The following is a 20,090-nucleotide window of genomic DNA, read 5'->3' as shown; positions in this document are numbered from 1 at the left end:
AGTTTCATGAAGGCGCCGTATCGGGGATCAGGCGACGGCCGCGATCTCCATCGCCGGCGGGTTCGCGCGCAGCCGGGCCAGCTCGGCCTGCTGCTGCTCGACCAGCTTGCACTTGGGCTCGCTGGTACGGGTGAACAGTTCGCTGGTCCACTCGATGAAGGCCTGCACCCGGGCCGAGAGGTGGCGCTTCTGCGGGTAGACGATCCACAGGTTGGAACCGGTGGAAATCGTGTCCGTCATGATGATTTCGAGCAGGCCCTTCTCCAGCGCCGTGGCGGCGAGGCAATGCGGGGCCTGGATGACGCCGAGGCCCGCGATCGCGGCCTGGATCACCGATTCGCCGTCGTTGATCAGCATGTTCGCGTCGACGTCCACCGAGACGCGGCCACCGGGCGAGTCGAACTGCCACTGGTACGGCTTGCCGGTGCTGGGATGGACGAAGTTGACCGTCTTGTGCCGCTTCAGGTCGTCGATCGACACCGGCCGGCCGTGCCGCGCCAGATACGAGGGCGCGGCGCAGAGCACGTTGCTGAAGTGCCCGATCTTGCGGGCGATGAGGCTGGAATCCGCCAGTTCGCCCATGCGGATCGCGCAATCGAAGCCTTCCTCGTTCAGATCGAACGGGAAATCGCACATGGTCAGTTCGAGGCGGATATCGGGATAACGGCTCTCGAATTCGGCGAGGTTCGGGATGATCGCGGCGCGCCCGACGGCCGAGGAGGCCGCCACGCGCAGCTTGCCCGCCGGCTTCGTCTTCGCATAACCGAGCGCCTCCGTGGCCTCCGTCAGGTCCGCGAGAATCTCCTTGCAACGCGCATAGAACGCGGAGCCATCGTCGGTCAAACGCAGCGAACGCGTCGATCGGAAGAAGAGCCTCGCGCCGAGACTTTCCTCGAGGCGGGAAATGGCGCGACTCACCCCGGAAGGCGTCATCTGCAGGTGCTGGGCGGCCGCCGAGAAGCTCTTGGCCTCGACCACGCGGACGAAAACGCTGATAGCGGAAAAGTCTTCCATCGCCGACTCCATCGATTGATTCATGACTGAGCGTCAAAGGCGAGGTGATTGTAGACCCATTTTTCGCTTGACGGTCAAGACCTAGATTTCGCCACCTGCGACGGACCGTCTTGACCTCGAGCGCGCTTGAGGTCGTAGGCTCCGCCCCCGCTGTCCGTCACACCCCTTTCTTTCGAAGCTCCAGGACCTCCCCATGAAGAAGAAAATCCTGTTCGGTTCGTCCGCCCTGGCGGTCGCCGTGGTCTCGGCGATCTGGCTCAGCGCCGGCAGCACCGCCAGCCGCGCCGCGGAGCCTGCCGCGGCCCCGCCGGCGCCGGAAGTGACGGTGGCGCAGGTCCTGCTCCGCCCGGTGTCCGACGCCAACGCGTTCACCGGCCGCATCCAGGCGGTGGACACGATCCAGATCCGTCCGCGCGTCAACGGTTACATCGACTCCGTGCACTTCCGCGAGGGCGCGGCGGTGAAGAAGGGCGACCTGCTGTTCACGATCGACCCGCGCCCCTACCGCGCCGAGGTCGATCGCCTCGCCGCCAATCTCGCCCAGGCGAAGGCCGAAGCGAAGAACGCCGATGCGAATGCCACCCGTGGCGCCAAGCTGATCGAGCAGCACGCCGTCTCGCGCGAGGAGGCCGACCGCCTCGACACCGCCGCCGCCAGCGCCAAGGCGCAGGTCGCCTCGGTACAGGCCGCGCTCGACAACGCCCGCCTCAATCTCTCGTTCACCGAAGTCCGCGCGCCGGTCGACGGGAAGGTCAGCAATGCGCAGATCACCGCCGGCAACCTCGTGACGCCGAGCGACACGCTGACCAGCGTCGTCACCGTCGACCCGATGTACGTGTACTTCGACGTCGACGAGCAGACCTTCCTCAAGCTGGACCGCCTGCGCCGCCAGAACGGCCGCGCGCCGGACGTGGAGATGGGCCTGGCCGACGAGGAAGGCTATCCGCACACCGGCAAGATCGACTTCATCGACAACCAGGTGCGTGCGGGCGCCGGCACGATCCGCCTTCGCGCGGTGTTCCCGAACGCCGACGGCGCCTACACCCCGGGCCTGTTCGCGCGCGTCGAACTGCGCAGCGGCAACAGCCAGCCGCGCGCGCTGATCGACGACAAGGCCGTCGGCACCGACCTCGGCAACAAGTTCGTCTACGTGCTCGGCAAGGACAAGAAGGTCGAGTACCGCCGCGTCTCCACCGGGGCGCTGGTGGACGGTCTCCGCGTCGTGGACTCCGGCCTGACCGCCGACGACGTCGTGGTCGTCAACGGCCTGCAGCGCGTCCGCCCGGGCGTGGAAGTGAACGCGAAGCGTGTCGCGATGGCGTCGCTGGTACCGGACAACGCGCGCAACGTCGCGTCGCGTCCTGCCGGCGTCGACGCCGTGGCGCAGAACCAGGACTGATCCACCCATGAAAATCGCCCAATTCTTCGTCGAACGCCCGATCCTCGCGGGCGTGCTGTCGGTGCTGTTCCTGATCGCGGGCGGTATCGCCGTGTTCAAGCTGCCGATCAGCGAATACCCGGAGGTCGTACCGCCGACCGTCGTGGTGAAGGCCAGCTACCCGGGTGCGAACCCGAAGGTGATCGCGGAGACCGTCGCCACCCCGCTCGAAGAGCAGATCAACGGCGTGGAAGGCATGCTGTACACCTCGTCGCAGTCGACCAGCGACGGCACGATGACGCTCACCGTCACGTTCGCGCTCGGCACCGACCTCGACAACGCGCAGGTGCAGACGCAGAACCGCGTGTCGCAGGCGCTGCCGCGCCTGCCCGAGGAAGTGCAGCGCCTCGGCGTCACCACGACCAAGAGCTCGCCCGACCTGACCATGGTCGTGCATCTCACGTCGCCGGACAGCCGTTACGACATGCTCTACCTGTCGAACTACGCCCGCACGCGCATCAAGGACCAGCTCGCCCGTCTCGACGGCGTGGGCGACGTCCAGCTGTTCGGTGCCGGCGAGTACAGCATGCGCATCTGGATGAACCCGGAAAAGCTCGCCATCCGCAACCTCACCACCGGTGACGTGGTGAAGGCGATCCGCGAGCAGAACATCGAGGTCGCCGCGGGCTCGCTGAACGCGCCTCCCGGTCCGAGCAGCAACGCGTTCCAGGTCAACATCAACACGCGCGGCCGCCTGGTGACCGAGGACGACTTCCTCAACATCATCGTGCGCAGCGACGCCTCCGGTTCGGTCACGCACCTGCGCGACGTGGCCCGGGTGGAGCTCGGCTCCAACAACTACGCGCTGCGCAGCCTGCTCAACAACAAGGAAGCGGTGGCCATTCCCATCTTCCAGCGCCCCGGTTCGAACGCGATCGCGATCTCGGACGAAGTGCGCAAGGAGATGGCGGAGCTGAAGAAGGACTTCCCGCAGGGCGTCGACTACTCCATCGTCTACGATCCGACCGTGTTCGTGCGCGGCTCGATCGAAGCCGTGGTGCACACGCTGTTCGAAGCGATCGTGCTGGTCGTGCTCGTGGTGATCCTGTTCCTGCAGACCTGGCGCGCCTCGATCATTCCGCTCGTCGCGGTGCCCGTCTCGCTGATCGGCACGTTCGCCGTGATGTACCTCGCGGGCTTCTCGCTCAACGCGCTGTCGCTGTTCGGCCTGGTGCTGGCGATCGGCATCGTCGTCGACGACGCGATCGTGGTCGTCGAGAACGTGGAACGACACATCGAGCACGGGCTCGATCCCAAGATGGCCACGCGCCAGGCGATGACCGAGGTGACCGGCCCGATCGTGGCCACCGCCCTCGTGCTGTGCGCGGTGTTCGTCCCGGCGGCCTTCATCAGCGGCCTGACCGGCCAGTTCTATCGCCAGTTCGCGCTGACCATCGCCATCTCGACGGTGATCTCCGCGTTCAACTCGCTGACGCTGAGCCCGGCGCTCGCGGCGATCCTGCTCAAGGGTCGCGACGAGCCGAAGGACAAGCTCACCGTGTGGATGGACCGCGGCCTCGGCTGGCTGTTCCGGCCCTTCAACCGCACGTTCGAACGCGCGGCGGATGGCTACGTCGGTGGCGTGAAGAAGATCCTCCGCTTCTCGGCGGTGGTGCTGATGCTCTACGCGGGTCTCGTCGCGCTGGGCGTGTTCGGCTTCATGAAGACGCCGACCGGCTTCGTGCCTCCGCAGGACAAGCAGTACCTCGTGGCCTTCGCGCAGCTGCCGGACGCCGCGTCGCTCGACCGTACCGAGGCGGTGATCCGCAAGATGGGCGAGATCGCGATGAAGGACCCCGGCGCCGAAAGCGCCGTGCAGTTCCCCGGCCTGTCGATCAACGGCTTCACGAACAGCACGAACTCGGGCATCGCGTTCGTGACGCTCAAGCCGTTCGAGGAACGCCGTTCGGCCGACCTCTCGGCCGACGCGATCGCGGCACGCCTCAATGCGCAGTTCGCAGGCATCCAGGATGCGTACATCGCGATCTTCCCGCCGCCGCCGGTCAACGGCCTCGGCACGATCGGCGGTTTCCGCATGCAGATCGAGGACCGCGGTGACCTCGGCTTCGAGGAACTGTTCAAGCAGACGCAGGGCATCATCGCGGCGAGCCAGAAGACGCCGGAACTCGCGCACCTGTTCACCAGCTACCAGGTGAGCGTGCCGCAGTTCGACGCCGACGTGGATCGCGAGAAGGCGAAGTCCGAAGGTATCGATCTCGGCGACGTGTTCCAGACGATGCAGGCCTATCTCGGCTCGCTCTACGTGAACGACTTCAACCGCTTCGGCCGCACCTACCAGGTGAACGTGTCCGCGGAGCCGTCGTTCCGCCACGAGCCGTCGGACATCGTCGGCCTGAAGACGCGCAACGCCGCGGGTGACCTCGTGCCGCTCGGTTCGTTCCTCACCGTGCGCCAGACCAACGGCCCGGATCGCGTGCAGCACTACAACAGCTTCCCGACCGCGGAAATCAACGGCGGCGCGGCACCGGGCTACAGCACCGGCCAGGCGCAGGCGGCGATGGAGAAGCTGGTCAAGGAAAACCTGCCCAACGGCATGACGTACGAGTGGACCGAGCTGACCTATCAGCAGATCCTCGCCGGTAACACCGCGGTGCTCGTCTTCCCTCTCTCGGTGCTGCTCGTGTTCCTCGTGCTCGCATCGCTTTACGAGAGCCTGAGCCTGCCGCTGGCGGTGATCCTGATCGTGCCGATGGTGCTGCTGTCCGCGATCGCCGGTGTGATCGTCACGGGTGGCGACAACAACATCTTCACCCAGATCGGCCTGATCGTGCTCGTGGGTCTCGCCTGCAAGAACGCGATCCTGATCGTGGAGTTCGCACGTGAGGCGGAAATCGAGGGCATGAACCGCGTCGACGCCGTGCTGGAAGCCGCTCGCCTGCGACTGCGCCCGATCCTGATGACGTCCTTCGCGTTCATCATGGGCGTCGTGCCGCTGGTGACCTCGCACGGTGCGGGTGCGGAGATGCGTCACGCGATGGGTGTGGCGGTGTTCGCCGGCATGCTCGGCGTGACGTTCTTCGGCCTCATCTTCACCCCGCTCTTCTACGTGCTGATCCGCGCGTGGAACGAGCGTTCGCAGGCACGCCGCGCGGCGCGCCGCGAGCGCCGTCTCCTCGAACACGCGGCCCGGGAGTCCTGATCCATGAAAACGATGTTCCGCAGTACCGCCCTGTTCGCCGCCCTCGTGCTCGCCGGTTGCGCGAGCGTGGGGCCGGACTACCACGCGCCGGAGCAGAAGCCGGTGACCCTGCAGGGTGTGGATCCCGCCGCGCAGTCGACGGGCGACTTCCAGACGCAGTGGTGGAAGCAGTTCGGCGACCCGACGCTCGACACGCTCATCGTGCGCGCGGCGAAGAACGCGCCGGACCTGAAGATCGCCCTCGCCCGCCTCGACCAGGCGCGCGCGGCGCTCGGCACGGCGAAGTCGCAGCAGATCCCGGATATCGAGACCGGCGTCTCGTACCAGCGCAGCCGGCAGCAGCAGCCGGGCTTCAGCGACCAGCGCCAGACGATCACGGCTTACCAGGCCGGGTTCGACGCATCGTGGGAGCTCGACCTCTTCGGCGGCATCCGCCGCTCGGTCGAGGCCGCGCGCGCCGATGCCGGCGCGGGCGAGGCGTCGCTGCAGGATGCGCAGGTCACGCTGTTCGCCGAAGTGGCGCGCAACTACTTCGACCTGCGCGGCACGCAGCTGCGCATCGACGTCGCGAAGCGCGACATCGAGAACCAGCGCGATTCGCTGAAGGTGATCACCGCCCGCGTCGAACTCGGCACGGGCGCCGAGCAGGATCTCGCCAGCGCGAAGGCACGCCTCGCCGCCGTCGAGGCGCAGCTCCCCGTGCTCGAGACGCAGGCCAGCGCCGATCAGTTCCGCATCGCGGTGCTGCTCGGCGAGCGCCCGGGCGAGCTCGACGTCGACCTTTCGGCGGCGACGTTCAAACCGATCGACACCACGCTCGCCATCGGCGGCGCGGACGAGGTGCTGCAGCGCCGTCCGGACATTCGCATCGCCGAACGCGAACTCGCCGCCGCGAACGCGCGCATCGGCGTGGCGAAGGCCGACTACTTCCCGCACATCTCGCTGGGCGGTTTCATCGGTTTCCTCGCCGGCCGCAGCAACGACTTCGGCGGCGCGGACTCGCGCGCGTGGTCGATCGCCCCGAGCATTTCGTGGTCCGGCCTCAACGTGCAGCGCGTTCGTTCCGGCGTGAAGGGCGCCGAGGCCCGCGCGGATGAAGCACGCGCCGCGTACGACCGCACGGTGCTCACCGCGCTCGAGGACGTCGACAACTCGCTGGTGGGTTTCAATCGCCAGCGCGAACGCGTCGAGAAGCTGATCGTGCAGGCGAAGGAAAGCCGTCGTGCCGCGGAGCTGGCGAAGCTGCGCTACGACGCGGGCCGCACCGATTACCTCGAGCTGCTCGACGCCGAGCGCACGCAGCTCTCGGCCGAGGATCAGCTGGCCGAAGCCGAGGCGGGCATCAACATCCGTGCCGTGCAGCTGTACAAGGCGCTCGGCGGCGGCTGGCAGGCCTGTGGCGACAATGCCTGTAACGAGGTCGCGAAGGTGCCATGAGTTCCGCGAAGGTCCACCGCCTGCCCGTGCAGGCGAAGCGCCAGACCACCCTCGCGGTGGAACCGCCGCTCGGCCAGCGCGTCGCGCTGGTCAGCGGCGCCAACCGCGGCATCGGCCTCGAGGTGTCGCGGCAACTCGCGGCACTCGGCGTCACGGTGTTCATGGGCATGCGCGAGCCGACGAAGGGCGAAGCGCTCGCGCGCGCCATCCGCGACACGGGCGGCGACGCGCACGCGATCCGGCTGGACGTCACGAAACAGCGGCAGATCGACGACGCGATCGCGCACATCGAAGGACGCTTCGGCCGGCTCGACATCCTCGTCAACAACGCGGGTGGCTTCTACGATCCCACCGGCAGGCCGTCGAAGGCCGACGTCGACGCGATCCGCGGCGCCATGGACGTGAACCTCATTGGCGCGTGGTGCCTTTCGTCCGCGGCGTTGCCGTTGATGAAGCGTCACAACTACGGACGCATCGTCAACGTGTCGAGCGAATGCGCGGCGCGCGCGATGTGCGGCGAGAACAGTCCCGCGTATCGCGTGTCCAAGGCGGCGCTCAACGCGTATACGCAGGTGCTCGCGCGCGAACTCATGGGCAGCGGCATCGTGGTCAACGCGGTCTGCCCCGGCTGGACCGCGACCCGCCTCGGTGGGGGCGGTGGCCGCCCGGTCACCGAAAGCGCCGAAGGCGTCGTCTGGGCGGCACTGCTGCCCGACCGCGAATCGACCACGGGCGAGTTCTTCCGCGACCGCGTCAGGTTGCCCTGGTAACAAAGCCGCCGCAGTAGGAGCGGACCTGGCCGCGATAGCATTTCGCGGCGGTTTGCAGCCTTGCGCGCAAGACATGAAGACAGCCGCGAAAAGCTGTCGCGGCCGGGTCCGCTCCCACAGTCATGAAGACAGCCGCGAAAAGCTGTCGCGGCCGGGTCCGCTCCCACAGTGGTCGGATCAGCGGGAAATGATGTGCGCGAACCACTGCCAGCCGCGGAGTTTCGCGGTGATCAGCTTCACGCAGGTCAGCATCGGCACGGCGAGCAGGGCGCCGGGGATGCCCCATAGCCAGCCCCAGATCAAGAGCCACAGGAGGATCGCGACGGGACTCAGTCGCGAGCGCCGTCCCTGCAGCATCGGGGTGATGAGGTTGCCTTCGATCGCCGTGATACCGGCGAACGTCGCCGCCGGCAGCAACGCGGGGCCGAGTTCCTGGAAGTGCAGCGCGCCGACCACGGCAAGCACCGTGGTGGTGGTGATCGCGCCGACGTAGGGGATGAAATTCGCCACCGTCGCGACGGTCCCCCAGAGCAGGGGATCCGGCACGTCGTAGAGATACAGCATGCCGGCGGTGACCAGGCCCAGTGTCACGTTGATCGCCGCGGTGAGCAGCAGATAGCTCGACACCTCCGTCTGGATGTTGCGGACGATGCTGACGGTGTGCCGCTTGTACGAGAACGTCGGCGATATCTCGACCGCGCGCCGGAGGATCTCGTCGCCGTAGACCAGAAAGAAGAAGACCAGCAGCGCCACGGTCAGCACGCTGGCGAGGACCTTCGGCGCGCCAGCGACGATGTCCCATGCCGTGAACGCGAAGCCGTTCGCCGTCTGCGGCGCGTTTCGCGCGACGGTGCCACCGACGAGGTTCTGCGTCGCGCGGCTGGCGGCCTCGATCTGCTGCGTCATCGGCTTGATCTTCGGCGCGAACGCGCGCATCGCGGTGGGCGCCTGGTGGAACCAGTTGAGCGCGGGCTCGGAGAGCGTGGCGACGCCCGAGACGAGGCCGGTTCCCAGCATCAGCATCACGACCACCGCGGCGAGCCAGCGTGGCACGTGGACGCGCGCCGCGGAGGCCACGATGGGGTTGAGCGCGAGGCCGATGAAAGCGGCGAGCACGAGGGGAACGAGGATGCCCTTGCCGATGGCGACCGTGTAGAGCAGCGCCAGCAGGATCATGCCGGTGAGCGAGATCCGGATGGCTTTCAGGTGGCGCGAGATGCGTCGCGTGCTTCGGCTGCTCCGCGCGACGCGGCGGGAACGCGTACCCAGTGTGGAAACGGCGACGCCAGGCGCCGCCGTCGAAGGCAGGGGTGTGGGTAGCGGACTAGGGAAATCGCTCACGGCACGGGCTCGGCCACGTCGGTCGCCGCACCGGCCAGGTCGCCGAGGAAGCTGCCCGCCGCGATCGACAGTCCGCGCGCGATGAGATCGGCCGCGCCGCCCGCGACGATCCCGCTGACGCCGGGAACGGCGAGCGGGTTGAGCTTGACGTTGCTAAGCAGGAAGCCGGCACCGGCGGCGACACCGACCACGGTCAGCGGATGTTCGTAACCGCGGGCGATGAGCGCCGCGGCGGGGCGCACCGTTTCCTCGCGCGCCGCGACGACGCGGGCCCGGGCTTCGTTGACGTTGGCGATGCTCCTGAAGATACCCACGTTAGTCCCCTGTCCGTTCGCTTTCCGCCTTGCCCTGCTTCGCGGCTTCCCTCGCCAGGATGGCGAACTCGGCGCGCGTGGCAGGGAGCGTAAGCCAGTGCATGGCCCGGCGGAAGACGAGGATCGCCACGATCAGGAGGACCAGTTGCAGTCCGGCGAGTGCGGTCAACGCCCAGGCCCACGATCCGAACCACTGGGCGAGCCCCCATCCGGCGAGCGCGAGCAGCGTGAAGCCGAGTGCCACGGCGAACACGATGGCGGCCAGCCCCATGAACAGCATCATGACGATACCGCTCTTCGCCAGCCCGAGCTCCGCCGACGCGAGCTTCAGCTGCGCGCCGAACAGATGCTTCAGCCCGGCGCCCAGCGACTTGAGGTCGTCCAGCCACGACGGTGCCGCCGGCGGCGGCAACGCCTTTGGCGCGTCACCCGGCATGGGCCCACCGCCGCCGTGCTGCCCCGAGGGACCGTCGTCAAGCATGCTCTAGCCCCTTGGGAAGGATGGATCAGTTGCGCAGGATACGGCCTGCGAGCCAGCCGGCGGCAAGCGCGAGCGCGATCGACTGCACCGGCTTCTCGCGAACGTACTCGCGGGCGGTGTCGAGCCAGTCGTTGGCGGTGTCCACCGCCTCGCCGTAGGCCTCCTTGCCGCGAAGCTTGGCTTCCTCGGCACGCTCGGCGGCGCGGGTCGCGCCATGAGCCGCCTTGTCCGTGGCGGTGTGCAACGTGCTCTCGACCTTGTCCGCGGCGCGGTCAACCGCGTCTTTGGTACGGTCGACGGCCTCGGACGTGGCCTGCTTCACTCGCTCGGCGCGTGCGTCGATGCGCTCGGCGGCCGAAACGGTGTTCGCGGCGGCGGTCGCGGCGTTGGCGACATGGTCGGCGGGCTTGTTCATAAGCTTTATCTCCGAGGTGCTGGGGTCGGACACGTTAGGCGATGGGAAGTGACGCCGGGGTCATGGCCCGGCGACGCCGGGAGGAACTCCCGGAGCCGCCCGGTGGTGCGTTTACGGCAAGACCGAAGCTATACGCTCCTGCCGCGGAAGAACGAGATGATCGCCAGGATCAGGAAGATCACGAACAGGATCTTCGCGATGCCGGCCGCCGTACCCGCGATACCGCCGAAGCCGAAGACGGCGGCGATGATCGCGATGACGAGGAACACGAGGGCGTAGTGCAGCATGGTCGGGGTCTCCTTGGATGGCGCGGAACCATTTAGTCCCGCGCCCCGCGCATGCCGCGTGAAGCCGCGACGCGGCGCTCAATGGGCGTTCAGTCTCGCGGCGCGCTGGTCAGGCCTTGACCTTCGGGTTCAGCGAGTAGGTGCCGGTGATCACCGCCTCGTCGACCACGTGCCCCTTGATCACGTCGCGGAACTCCTCGAGCGAGAAGCCGTTCTCGAGCTCGACGCTCGGGACGTCGAGCGCGTAGACGTGGAAGTGGTAGTGGTGCGGGATGGTGTCGTTCCAGGGCGGGCACGGACCGTCGTAGCCGTGGTAATGGCCTTCCATGTCCGGATCGCCCTTGAACCAGGCCGTGTAGCTGTTGATGCCTTGCACCGAGCCCGGTGGGCCGACCAGGTCGTCCTTGATCTTCCCGTTACCCTTGCCGCGCGGCACGATGCCTTCGCCGCAGGCGCCCTCGCCCAGTTCCCGGCACTCGAGCGGAATGTTGGCCATCAGCCAGTGGACGAACTCCACGCGCGGAAGGTCGCGGCGCACTTCCCGGCCCTCCACGTTCACGTCGTCCGGCTTCGAGGGAACGTCGGTATCGATCACGGCGATGGCGAACGATTTCGCCGTGGCGGGGACTTCGGTCCACGCCAAGTGCGGCGTGACGTTGCCGGCCGGTTTCACCGGCTCGCCGAGCTCCATGAAGGCGTGCTTCGCGGGGATGGGCTTGCCGTGCTCGATGCTGTCGCTCTTGAGTCGCATGGGAATCTCCTTGCTGGTTCAGACCCTACTGCAACATGGACCATGTGTAGCCGTTGCAGTGTTACCGCACGGCCGCTCGTCAGCGCGCGATGGCGTCGAACCGCGCCGCGATGTAGTCGTCGGTGAAGCTGGTCATGCCGTAGTCGCGGATGAAGCCGCAGTGCCCGCCATACGGGGCGATGTCGAGCTCGACGTTCGGCGGCAGGCGAAGCTGGTCGAACGCGGCCACCGGGATGACGGGATCGTCGCGCGAGGTGAGGATCGTCGCGGGCAGGTGCAGGTCCATCAGGCGGTCTCCCGCCACGGAATATCCTTCGAGGTACGCCTCAAGCGAACCGAAGTCGGTATGCCGCAGCACGAGCGAACGCGTGAGGTCGCGCATGTTCTGACGCAGCTCGTCGAGTTCGAAATACGTCTGCTGCGGGAACGCCTGCTGCTTCATGCGCAGGGAGCGCCGCCACTTCTGCATGAAGTACGCCTGGTAGAACCACGGCGCCTCGCTCTCGAGCGAGAACAGGCCTTCGCTGGGATCGATGATCGGGCAGACGGCGAGCACGTAGTCGATCGGGACGCCCTTCGCCGGCGCCAGCATCCCCGCGCGCAGCGCGAAGTTGCCGCCGAGCGAGAAACCCGCGACGCCGATGACGCGCGCCGGGAACATGCTGGCGATCTCGCCGAGCGCCACCACCACCTCGTCGATGCGGCACGAGTGGAACAGCGCTTCGTTGAGGCCGTGGCTGTCGCCATGGTCGCGGAAGTTGAGCCGGAAGATGTCCCAGCCTTCCTCGAGCAGGCGGCTGCCCGTCTGCAACACGTAGGTGGAATCGACGCTGCCTTCCCATCCATGGAAGAGGATCGCGAGGCCGCGCGACTCGCGGCCCGTTCGCTGCGCCGTGTAGCGTCCGCTCAACCGGTCGCCGTGGCCGACGTCCACCAGCACTTCCTGCGCGTCTTCCTGCACGCGATGCGCGCGCCGGGGCAGCAGCTTGCGACGGATGCCGCTGGAGGAAAGCATGGTCTGGATGTGGCCGCTGCGCAGCGGCCACGGCGGGTTGAAGTCGGAACCCTTCGGCAGGCTCATGCCGGCGTGTCGGTATCCAGGGCCTGCGCGATGCGTTCGCGCGAGGCCTCCGCCATGCGGCGGCGACCGTCCGGCGATACCGGCACCGGCTCGAGGAAGTGCACTTCCACGTCCAGCGGCGGCTCGCCGAGGAGGCGAACGAAGTTCGCCATGAAACTCTCGCCATCGCGGAACCCGGCGTCGATCACGCGCCGCCCCTGCCGGGCGAAGCGCAGCGCGACGGGCTGGACGGGCACCTCGGCGTCGAGCGCCGCCTGGAAGATGCGGGCATGGAAGACGCGCAGCACGCCGTTGTGACCGGTGCCGCCTTCGGGAAACACGGCCACCGAACGGCCTTCGCGCAGGCGTTCGACCATGGCGGCCATCACGGAGGCGAGCGAGTGGTTGTTGCCGCGACGATGGAAGATCGTCCCGCCACGCGCCGCCATCCAGCCGACCAGCGGCCAGCGCGCGATTTCGGCCTTGGCGACGAAGCATGCCGCGCGCTGCGAATGGAGCAGCTCGATGTCCAGCCACGAGGTGTGGTTGGCGACGAAGAGCACCGGATCGGGAAGCGGCTTGCCGAAACGCAGGCTGCGGAAGCCGAACACCCGCAGCAGCATCGTGGACCACATGCGGATCGTGCGATGGGCCAGGGGCTCGCGACCGTTCTTCATGACGCCGCCGGCCCAGCTGAGGATGAACGCGCAGACCAGGATGCCGAAGACGATATGAAGAAGCAGCAAGGGTACCCGCCACACATAGCGCAAGGGGCGCAGGCGGTCGCGAGGCGTCGGGTTGGCGGTAGCGGCTTCCATCGAGCGCACAAGATTAGCGACGGGCGCGCCCTGCCGCTAGGGGAATGTTTCTTTATCGTTAGAAGACACAGGCTTGCAAGAAATCACGATCGGGCCCCGCCCAGCGGCAAGGCCGTGGACGCCTTGACCGTCCTCAGGACGAAGCTCGTGTTGACGTCCGCAACGCCCGCCGCGTTGAGCAGGCGGTCGAGCAGGAAGCGTGAGAATCCGTCGAGGTCGTCGACGTAGACCTGAAGCAGGTAATCCATGTCGCCCGTGAGGGCGTAGCAGGAGACGACCTCGTCCCATTCCGCCACGCGCTCGGTGAAGGAGTCGATGGCCTCGGACTCGTGCCGGGAAAGCTGCACCCGGACGAACGCCTGCAGCCCAAGGCCGAGGGCGCGCGGTTCCAGCCGGGCGCCGTACCCGGCGATCACGCCGTCGGACTCCAGCCGCTGCACCCGGCGAAGGCAGGCCGAGGGCGACAGGTTCACCTCCGCCGCCAGTTCGGCATTGGTGATGCGGCCCTGCGCCTGGAGGGTGGCGAGGATGCGTAGATCGGTGCGATCGAGCGTGGCTTGCATGATTGTTGCGCCTCGGTGGCGTGGTCAAGTTGAAAGTTGTTTAGCTCGGCGTCTATCGCGCAAGATAGCAAGCCTCTTGCGCCCTCGCATCGCTATCCTGTTGCTTCACCGATCCCACAGTCGTCAGGAGCCCGCCATGGACACCCCACGCCGCGTCGAACACCAGCAGACCGACCGCGGATACGTGCCCGTCTATGCGACCGGCACCGTGGAGCAGCCCTGGGCCAGCTACTCGAAGACCGATCACGAGGTCTGGGACACCCTCTACCGCCGCCAGCGCGAGCTGCTGCCCCGCTACGCCTGCCGGGAATTCCTCGAAGGCGTCGAGCGCTTCGGGCTCGGCGATGGCGGCATCCCGCGCTTCGACGACCTGAACCGGGTCCTCGGCGAGGCCACGGGCTGGCAGCTCGTCGCCGTGGAAGGCCTGCTGCCAGACGAGGTCTTCTTCGACCACCTGGCCAACCGTCGTTTCCCGGTGAGCTGGTGGATCCGCAAGCCCGACCAGCTCGATTACCTTTCCGAGCCCGACCTCTTCCACGATCTGTTCGGCCACGTCCCGCTGCTGCTCAATCCCGTGTTCGCGGATTACATGCAGGCGTACGGCAAGGGCGGCATGAAGGCGCACGCGATCGGGCCCGAGGCGCTGATGAACCTGACGCGCCTGTACTGGTACACGGTGGAGTTCGGCCTGATCCGCACGAGCGAAGGCCTGCGCATCTACGGCGCCGGCATCGTCAGCTCGAAGGGCGAGTCCATCTATTCCATCGACTCGGCGGCGCCGAACCGGATCGGCTTCGACCTCGAGCGGGTGATGAATACCCGTTACCGGATCGACACTTACCAGCAGACCTACTTCGTCATCGACGACTTCGCGCAGCTGTTCGAAGCGACCGGTCCCGACTTCACGCCGATCTACGCGAGGCTCGCCAGCGGCACGCCGGTCGCGGCGGGCGAGGTGCTCGATAGCGACATGGTCTACCAGCGCGGCACGAAGGAAGGCTTCGCTTCCGGTTCGGACAACTGAAACTCAACGGCGGCCTAACGAACGGATCCCTACGATGGACCCACTCCAGCAATAAACAGGGTGGATCCATCGTGGTTGTCTTCGATATTCCTTTCGAGTCCGTCGGCCCGGGGCTTTGGGCCCTGCAGAAGAACGAGTTCGAGATCGGCGAGTTCTGCTCGCGCGACGACGCGCTCGAATGCGCGCTGGCCGAGGCCCGCCGCATCGAGGCCGCCAACGCGGCGTCGGACATCGTGCTGAACATCGAAGGCAACGACGGCGTATGGCGCGCGTTCGACACGTCGATCCGGCCCTACGCGCCGCGTACGCATCACGTCTGATCCAAGGCTTTCGCTCACCTGGCGGGCGGTCCGGCGACGAGTCGGGCCGCCCGTTTTCGTTGGCGAGATCGCCCGCTGCCGCGGGATCGCCGATGCGATCGGCTCCCACCAAGCGGGCCTGCTCTCGTTCACCGGGTGAGACTGCTACCGAAGGGTGGGAGCCGATCGTATCGGCGATGGGTGCTCGCACGACGGCCTGACGACACGGCGACACCGGCAGCCTGCCCGCTGGCGCGGGATCGCCGATGCGATCGGCTCCCACCAAGCGGGCCTGCTCTCGTTCACCGGGTGGGGCTGCTACCGAAGGGTGGGAGCCGATCGGCAGGCATGAATCGCGGACAAAATAAAACCCCGGCAGCCAGGGGAGGAGCTGCCGGGGTCGCGTCGGGTCCAGGCTATCAGGGGAAATAGCGGGACCCGGGACAATCGCTCGATCCGAAGATCGTCGGTTGCCAACAGGTCGCCTCTCGGCGATCGAATACTTAGATAGGGCCGGAGCCGTGAAGTTCCCGCATTACGGGGTGGTCGCGTTTGGTTGCCGTTTAACTTCGGCCGCCGTCGCGTGATCCGCGAGCCACGGTCGCACCTGGGCCACCCAGAGCGCGTAGCCCGCCGGTGTCATGTGCAGGCCGTCCTCGCGGAAGAGCTCGGGCTTCGGCCGACCGTTCGCGTCGACCATGGCCGGGGCGATGTCGAGGAACGCCACGTTCTTCTGCGTCATGGCCCACTGGCGGATCAGGGTGTTGGCGCGCTGGATGTTCGGCAGCAACGACAGGCGGGCGATGCTGGGCTTGATCGAGATGAAGGCGATGGGCACGCCGGGCTGTTCCTGCCGCGCCTTGGCCACGAAGGCGGCGAAGTCGTCGCGCACCTGCTCCGGCGTGTCGCCGTTCTGGATGTCGTTGTCGCCGGCGTACATCACGATGGCGACCGGGTGGTACGGCGCGAGGATCCGGTCGGCGAAGGCCGTGCTGTCGTCGATGTCGGAGCCGCCGAAGCCGCGGTTGATGACGCGATAACCGGAGAAGTCGTCCGCCAGCGTCGACCACATGCGGATCGACGAGCTGCCGATGAAGAGCACGGCGTTGGCGGGCGCCGGATTGGCCTTGTCCGAGGCTTCGAAGGCCTGGATGTCGTTTTCCCACTGGCTGTGGTCGGGACCCTTCGCGTGGCCGGCGAAGGAAAGGACGAGCAGGGTGAGGAGGATCGTCAGCTTCTTCATCCGACCGACCGTACCCCCTCAGGACCCGTGGGGTAAACCCTGCCGCTCGACAGGAGTCACCTTCAGTACCGCTTCGATCCGCGTGCCGTTCCAGCGGTAGATGAAGTGTTCGGCCTGGATGCACGGCGCGACGAGGTCGGGGTAGAACGCCGCCACGCACTCGCCACCGGGGTGCCGCGCGCTGTCGTAGACGATGCCGTTGGAGCCCTCGTCGCGCAGGCGGCGGGCGAGCGTCACGCTGGCGGCGTAGGAGTCGGGGTCGTGTTCGGCGCCCCAGCCGCCACGGATGTCGTGGAAGCGGCCGGCGATCGCGGTCTTGTAGCAGCGCACCTGCACGTCCATCGGCGGCTCGTGGGTGGCGGCGAGGAACGCCTCGCGATGGAAGACGGTCTCCTCGATCGCCGTGGGGATGCTGTGCGCGGCGTAGAACACGCCCCAGTGCCCGTCGCTGAAACGGCTGCCGTCGGGCGGGATGTGCGTGAAGGCCGCCATGATCGGCGAGGTGCCGGGCCCGGACACGCGCCGGTCCGGCGGGGTGAGGCGCAGCGCGCCCATTTCCTCGCGCAGGCGCGGATTGGTCAGCGATTCGACCGCCATCACGGCGTCGATGTCCTTCGGATCGGCGATCCGGTCGAACAGGCCGACCGGCGGAAACCGGCTCGGCACGATCCGATAGGCCTGGCTCCAGCGGATGCGGCGGAGCGGCGGCGTGGCGCTCATCCGTTCCAGCCGCGCTGGGCGTCCAGGTACTGGCGGACGACGTAGAGGTCGGCGACGTTGCCCGAAAGCATGCGGTCCAGCGCGGACCGGCCGGCGAAGAGCGGGGCGTCGTTCGGCCGGCGTACCCAGGCGTCGGCCTGCGCCGGATCGGGGAACAGGATCTGGAGGTCCTTCCAGATACCCAGCAGGTAGCTGATGCGCTCGATCACGTCGCGCGAGGGCGTGCCGTCCTGCTGTTTCTTCCACTTGAAGTACGTGGATTCCGGCGGCTCGCCGAGCAGCGTCCGCTGCTCGGCCGTACGCAGTTTCCAGCGCTCGGCCAGCGCGAAGAACGCGCGGAGGGCCGGACCGCCGAGGTCGGCGGAGGATGTCGGTTCGGCATGGATGGCGGGTTGCATCTCGGCTTCACCTATGGAGTTGTGACGCATTGTACTCCATCGGTGTAGTTTTTGGTGTAGGCGCCCGCCCTACTTCGCCTCGATCCAGGCGTCGACGTGCTGCTCCAGCACCGGGAGGGGCACGGAGCCCAGCGCCAGCACCGTGTCGTGGAACGCCCGCAGGTCGAACTTCTCGCCCAGCCGCTTCTCGGCGCGCGCGCGCAGCTCGCGGATCTTCAGGTAACCCAGCTCGTACGACAGGGCCTGGCCGGGCCAGCTGATGTAGCGATCGACTTCGTTGGCGATCTCGCGATCGCTCAGCGCCGTGTTCCGCGTCAGGTAGTCGATGGCCTGCTGGCGCGTCCAGCCGAGGTGGTGGATGCCGGTATCGACCACGAGGCGGCACGCGCGCCACATCTGGTAGGTGAGATAACCGAAGTGTTCGTAGGGCGTGTGGTAGATGCCCATCTCTTCGCCGAGGTATTCCGCGTAGAGCGCCCAGCCCTCGCCGTACGCCGAGATGTAGCCGTCGCGGCGGAACGGCGGCAGTCCCTGCTGCTCCGCCGAAAGCGCCAGCTGCAGCGAGTGGCCCGGCATCGACTCGTGCAGCGTGAGTGCCGGCATGTTGAACAGCGGACGCGACGGAAGATCGTAGGTGTTGACCAGATAGACGTCGGCACCGCCGCGTCCCGACGTGTAATACGGCGCGATGTCCGCCGGTACGGGCTCGATGGCGAAGCGCTGGCGCGGCAGCAGGCCGAAGTACTTGTCGAGCTTGCCGTCGACCTGCTTGGCGACCCAGGCGGTACGCATCAGCAGTTCGTCGGGCGTCTTCGCGTAGAACCGCGGGTCTGTGCGCAGGAAGGCGAGGAACGCGGGAAAATCGCCCTTGAAGCCGGTTTCCTTCATCGTTTCGACCATCGCCGCGTGGATGCGATCCACCTCGCGCAGGCCGATCGCATGGATGTCGTCGGGGGACAGGTCGAGCGTCGTGTATTCACGGATCTGCTGGCGGTAGTACGCCTTGCCATCCGGCAGTGATTCCGCCGCGAGCGTCTTGCGCGCCTTCGGCACGTATTCGCCGCGGAAGAACGTCAGCAGCTTGCCGTAGGCGGGAATCACGCCATCGGCGATCGCCGCGCGGGCGTCCTTGCGCAGCGCGTCGGCGTCGGCTGCCGGCAGCGTCTTCGGCATCGCCTTGAACGGCGCGTACAGCGCGCTGGCTTCGGGATCCTTCAGCTCCGCGACGGCGGCGATGGAGACGTCGCGACCGTCGAGCACCTCGCGCGGCACGGTGAATCCGCGCGCGAGGCCGAGGCGCATGTTCGCGATCTCCTGGTCCATGTAACGCGGGATCTGGCGAAGCCGCGCCACGTAGTGCTCGTAGTCCGCGCGCGTGCGCAGGTTGTCGCCATGCAGCACATACCCGATGTCGGACCAGAAGGCCGAGTCGCTGTTGAACGGCATCTGCCACTGGCCAAAGCGCTGTGCCGCCGCGAGGTTGCCGATCTGTTCGCGATAGACCGCGTAGTCCACGCGCGCGCTGCCGCTGAGCGTCTTCGTGTCGATGCGGTCGAGCTGCGCGAGCACGTCGTTCCAGTAAGCGAGCCGCTCCGCCTGGCTCTTCGCGTCCACGGTGTCGAGCCGGCCGTCGCCCGGCTGCGCTTCGCCCGAGGTGAGGATGCCCGCCTGTCCGTTACGCCACGTCCATTCCTTCGTGTATATGGCCTTGAAGGCGTCGTCGGCCGTGGTGGCGGCGTGCGCGGTGCCGACGAAGAGGCCGGCGAAGGCGATGGCGCGGATCCAGGGGGACATGCGGGCTCCGTGTGTCGGGGAGAATCCCCGATCATCGCATGCCGTTGCCCCTAGAGGCCCGCGTAATGCCCGCGCATGGTCTGCAGGTAGGCCTCGAGGTCGCGGCCGGGCGCGTCCTCGAACGTCTCGCCCGATTCGCGGCATTCCGCGATGCGGTCGGGCCGGAAGTTGCGAAACGCCTGGCGATGACGGCACCACGCGCCGAGCGTCCAGGCGCCGCCCCAGAACGACAGGCACAGCGGTTCGACCTCGCGCGTGCTCGTGCGGCCCTCCGCGTCGCGGTATTCGAGGCACAGCACGCGATGGGCGATCACTGCCTCGTGCAGGCAGTCGAGCATCGCGGCGATCTGGTTCTGGAACGTGTCGCGCCAGATGGGCGCGAAGATCTTCGCCTGCGCCGAACGCTCGCGCAGGTCGGGCGGCAGCACGGCCTCGATCTTGATCAGCGCGGCCTGCGCCTCGCGCGCCAGCCGCTCGCCGGCGAACGCGCGGACGAACCGCGTGCCGGCGACGAGCGCTTCGAGTTCGTCGGCGGAGAACATCAGCGGCGGAATGTCCGAGCCCTTGCGCAGGAGGTATCCCACGCCGGCCTCGCCTTCGATGGGTACGCCGGAGAGCTGGAGGTCCGCCACGTCGCGATAGACGGTGCGCAACGAGACCTCGAGCGTGCTGGCGAGCTGGCGCGCGGGCAACGCCGTGCGCCGCCCGCGCAGGGCGTTGATGATGAGGAACAGGCGGTCGGCGCGGCGCATCCCGGGATCAT

General features: G+C 67.5%; 21 protein-coding genes. 6 read left to right on the top strand and 15 right to left on the bottom strand.

Going from position 1 to position 20,090, the window contains the following annotated elements:
* Positions 1-27: 27 nt before the first annotated feature.
* The gene (locus BMW54_RS16550; RefSeq protein WP_090058245.1) at positions 28-1,014 is read right to left on the bottom strand and encodes a LysR family transcriptional regulator; all 987 of its coding nucleotides are present in this window, start codon (positions 1,012-1,014) and stop codon (positions 28-30) included.
* Between the two features lie 193 nt (positions 1,015-1,207).
* Here BMW54_RS16550 and BMW54_RS16545 point away from each other — a divergent pair, with 193 nt between their 5' ends.
* From BMW54_RS16545 to BMW54_RS16530, 4 genes are read left to right on the top strand one after another with little or no spacing between them, the layout of a single operon-like run.
* Positions 1,208-2,413, top strand: a complete 1,206-nt coding sequence (locus BMW54_RS16545; RefSeq protein ID WP_090058242.1) for an efflux RND transporter periplasmic adaptor subunit — start codon at positions 1,208-1,210, stop codon at positions 2,411-2,413.
* 7 nt (positions 2,414-2,420) lie between these two features.
* Complete coding sequence (locus tag BMW54_RS16540) at positions 2,421-5,612, top strand: efflux RND transporter permease subunit (RefSeq protein WP_090058241.1); 3,192 nt, start codon at positions 2,421-2,423, stop codon at positions 5,610-5,612.
* A gap of 3 nt (positions 5,613-5,615) precedes the next feature.
* Entirely contained in the window at positions 5,616-7,049 is a 1,434-nt protein-coding gene (locus BMW54_RS16535; RefSeq protein ID WP_090058238.1) for an efflux transporter outer membrane subunit, read from the top strand.
* Entirely contained in the window at positions 7,046-7,819 is a 774-nt protein-coding gene (locus BMW54_RS16530; RefSeq protein WP_090058237.1) for an SDR family NAD(P)-dependent oxidoreductase, read from the top strand. Before BMW54_RS16535 ends, BMW54_RS16530 begins: the two co-directional genes overlap by 4 nt.
* Before the next feature lie 177 nt (positions 7,820-7,996).
* On the opposite strand, the gene BMW54_RS16525 is transcribed toward BMW54_RS16530, so the two are convergent.
* The 9 genes from BMW54_RS16525 to BMW54_RS16485 form a co-directional block, all read right to left on the bottom strand.
* On the bottom strand, positions 7,997-9,160 hold the full coding sequence (locus tag BMW54_RS16525; RefSeq protein WP_254779417.1) for an AI-2E family transporter: 1,164 nt from the start codon (positions 9,158-9,160) through the stop codon (positions 7,997-7,999).
* The gene (locus BMW54_RS16520; protein ID WP_175472899.1) at positions 9,157-9,474 is read right to left on the bottom strand and encodes a hypothetical protein; all 318 of its coding nucleotides are present in this window, start codon (positions 9,472-9,474) and stop codon (positions 9,157-9,159) included. Before BMW54_RS16520 ends, BMW54_RS16525 begins: the two co-directional genes overlap by 4 nt.
* Before the next feature lies 1 nt (position 9,475).
* Entirely contained in the window at positions 9,476-9,955 is a 480-nt protein-coding gene (locus BMW54_RS16515; RefSeq protein WP_254779415.1) for a phage holin family protein, read from the bottom strand.
* A gap of 25 nt (positions 9,956-9,980) precedes the next feature.
* Positions 9,981-10,370 (bottom strand): DUF883 family protein, encoded by a 390-nt coding sequence (locus BMW54_RS16510; RefSeq protein WP_139206129.1) that lies wholly within the window; start codon positions 10,368-10,370, stop codon positions 9,981-9,983.
* A 128-nt stretch (positions 10,371-10,498) separates the two neighbouring features.
* Positions 10,499-10,657 carry a DUF1328 domain-containing protein gene (locus tag BMW54_RS16505; RefSeq protein WP_046965775.1) on the bottom strand — a complete coding sequence of 53 codons (159 nt, stop codon included), beginning with the start codon at positions 10,655-10,657 and terminating at the stop codon, positions 10,499-10,501.
* 109 nt (positions 10,658-10,766) lie between these two features.
* Positions 10,767-11,408: a YbhB/YbcL family Raf kinase inhibitor-like protein gene (locus BMW54_RS16500; protein WP_090058231.1), complete on the bottom strand. Its 642-nt coding sequence runs from the start codon at positions 11,406-11,408 to the stop codon at positions 10,767-10,769.
* Positions 11,409-11,487: 79 nt separating this feature from the next.
* Positions 11,488-12,489 (bottom strand): YheT family hydrolase, encoded by a 1,002-nt coding sequence (locus BMW54_RS16495; RefSeq protein ID WP_090058228.1) that lies wholly within the window; start codon positions 12,487-12,489, stop codon positions 11,488-11,490.
* Positions 12,486-13,286, bottom strand: a complete 801-nt coding sequence (locus BMW54_RS16490) for a lysophospholipid acyltransferase family protein (RefSeq protein ID WP_090058226.1) — start codon at positions 13,284-13,286, stop codon at positions 12,486-12,488. Before BMW54_RS16490 ends, BMW54_RS16495 begins: the two co-directional genes overlap by 4 nt.
* Before the next feature lie 83 nt (positions 13,287-13,369).
* Positions 13,370-13,849, bottom strand: coding sequence for an Lrp/AsnC family transcriptional regulator (locus tag BMW54_RS16485; protein ID WP_090058223.1), 480 nt, complete (start codon positions 13,847-13,849; stop codon positions 13,370-13,372).
* A 136-nt stretch (positions 13,850-13,985) separates the two neighbouring features.
* Between BMW54_RS16485 and phhA the strand changes: the two genes are divergently transcribed.
* Complete coding sequence (gene phhA / locus BMW54_RS16480) at positions 13,986-14,873, top strand: phenylalanine 4-monooxygenase (RefSeq protein WP_090058221.1); 888 nt, start codon at positions 13,986-13,988, stop codon at positions 14,871-14,873.
* 71 nt (positions 14,874-14,944) lie between these two features.
* Entirely contained in the window at positions 14,945-15,193 is a 249-nt protein-coding gene (locus BMW54_RS16475) for a hypothetical protein (protein ID WP_090058218.1), read from the top strand.
* Between the two features lie 514 nt (positions 15,194-15,707).
* Here BMW54_RS16475 and BMW54_RS16470 read toward each other — a convergent pair.
* The 5 genes from BMW54_RS16470 to BMW54_RS16450 form a co-directional block, all read right to left on the bottom strand.
* On the bottom strand, positions 15,708-16,415 hold the full coding sequence (locus tag BMW54_RS16470; RefSeq protein ID WP_090058216.1) for an SGNH/GDSL hydrolase family protein: 708 nt from the start codon (positions 16,413-16,415) through the stop codon (positions 15,708-15,710).
* An 18-nt stretch (positions 16,416-16,433) separates the two neighbouring features.
* Entirely contained in the window at positions 16,434-17,135 is a 702-nt protein-coding gene (locus tag BMW54_RS16465; protein ID WP_090058214.1) for an RES family NAD+ phosphorylase, read from the bottom strand.
* Positions 17,132-17,533: an MbcA/ParS/Xre antitoxin family protein gene (locus BMW54_RS16460; protein ID WP_090058212.1), complete on the bottom strand. Its 402-nt coding sequence runs from the start codon at positions 17,531-17,533 to the stop codon at positions 17,132-17,134. Before BMW54_RS16460 ends, BMW54_RS16465 begins: the two co-directional genes overlap by 4 nt.
* 69 nt (positions 17,534-17,602) lie before the next feature.
* Entirely contained in the window at positions 17,603-19,327 is a 1,725-nt protein-coding gene (locus tag BMW54_RS16455) for a DUF885 domain-containing protein (protein WP_090058210.1), read from the bottom strand.
* A 50-nt stretch (positions 19,328-19,377) separates the two neighbouring features.
* Positions 19,378-20,079 (bottom strand): helix-turn-helix transcriptional regulator, encoded by a 702-nt coding sequence (locus BMW54_RS16450; RefSeq protein ID WP_090058207.1) that lies wholly within the window; start codon positions 20,077-20,079, stop codon positions 19,378-19,380.
* Between the last annotated feature and the right edge of the window lie 11 nt (positions 20,080-20,090).

Source organism: Luteibacter sp. 329MFSha (genome assembly GCF_900111665.1).
Taxonomy (GTDB): domain Bacteria; phylum Pseudomonadota; class Gammaproteobacteria; order Xanthomonadales; family Rhodanobacteraceae; genus Luteibacter.
This window is presented reverse-complemented; position numbering and strand designations above follow the sequence as displayed.

Excerpts from the sequence above, each read along its gene's own strand:
- BMW54_RS16550 (WP_090058245.1), bottom strand. The coding sequence starts at position 1,014 with ATGGAAGACTTTTCCGCTATCAGCGTTTTCGTCCGCGTGGTCGAGGCC.
- BMW54_RS16545 (WP_090058242.1), top strand. The coding sequence starts at position 1,208 with ATGAAGAAGAAAATCCTGTTCGGTTCGTCCGCCCTGGCGGTCGCCGTG.
- BMW54_RS16540 (WP_090058241.1), top strand. The coding sequence starts at position 2,421 with ATGAAAATCGCCCAATTCTTCGTCGAACGCCCGATCCTCGCGGGCGTG.
- BMW54_RS16535 (WP_090058238.1), top strand. The coding sequence starts at position 5,616 with ATGAAAACGATGTTCCGCAGTACCGCCCTGTTCGCCGCCCTCGTGCTC.
- BMW54_RS16530 (WP_090058237.1), top strand. The coding sequence starts at position 7,046 with ATGAGTTCCGCGAAGGTCCACCGCCTGCCCGTGCAGGCGAAGCGCCAG.
- BMW54_RS16515 (WP_254779415.1), bottom strand. The coding sequence starts at position 9,955 with ATGCTTGACGACGGTCCCTCGGGGCAGCACGGCGGCGGTGGGCCCATG.
- BMW54_RS16510 (WP_139206129.1), bottom strand. The coding sequence starts at position 10,370 with ATGAACAAGCCCGCCGACCATGTCGCCAACGCCGCGACCGCCGCCGCG.
- BMW54_RS16505 (WP_046965775.1), bottom strand. The coding sequence starts at position 10,657 with ATGCTGCACTACGCCCTCGTGTTCCTCGTCATCGCGATCATCGCCGCC.
- BMW54_RS16500 (WP_090058231.1), bottom strand. The coding sequence starts at position 11,408 with ATGCGACTCAAGAGCGACAGCATCGAGCACGGCAAGCCCATCCCCGCG.
- BMW54_RS16495 (WP_090058228.1), bottom strand. The coding sequence starts at position 12,489 with ATGAGCCTGCCGAAGGGTTCCGACTTCAACCCGCCGTGGCCGCTGCGC.
- BMW54_RS16490 (WP_090058226.1), bottom strand. The coding sequence starts at position 13,286 with ATGGAAGCCGCTACCGCCAACCCGACGCCTCGCGACCGCCTGCGCCCC.
- BMW54_RS16485 (WP_090058223.1), bottom strand. The coding sequence starts at position 13,849 with ATGCAAGCCACGCTCGATCGCACCGATCTACGCATCCTCGCCACCCTC.
- phhA (WP_090058221.1), top strand. The coding sequence starts at position 13,986 with ATGGACACCCCACGCCGCGTCGAACACCAGCAGACCGACCGCGGATAC.
- BMW54_RS16470 (WP_090058216.1), bottom strand. The coding sequence starts at position 16,415 with ATGAAGAAGCTGACGATCCTCCTCACCCTGCTCGTCCTTTCCTTCGCC.
- BMW54_RS16465 (WP_090058214.1), bottom strand. The coding sequence starts at position 17,135 with ATGAGCGCCACGCCGCCGCTCCGCCGCATCCGCTGGAGCCAGGCCTAT.
- BMW54_RS16460 (WP_090058212.1), bottom strand. The coding sequence starts at position 17,533 with ATGCAACCCGCCATCCATGCCGAACCGACATCCTCCGCCGACCTCGGC.
- BMW54_RS16455 (WP_090058210.1), bottom strand. The coding sequence starts at position 19,327 with ATGTCCCCCTGGATCCGCGCCATCGCCTTCGCCGGCCTCTTCGTCGGC.
- BMW54_RS16450 (WP_090058207.1), bottom strand. The coding sequence starts at position 20,079 with ATGCGCCGCGCCGACCGCCTGTTCCTCATCATCAACGCCCTGCGCGGG.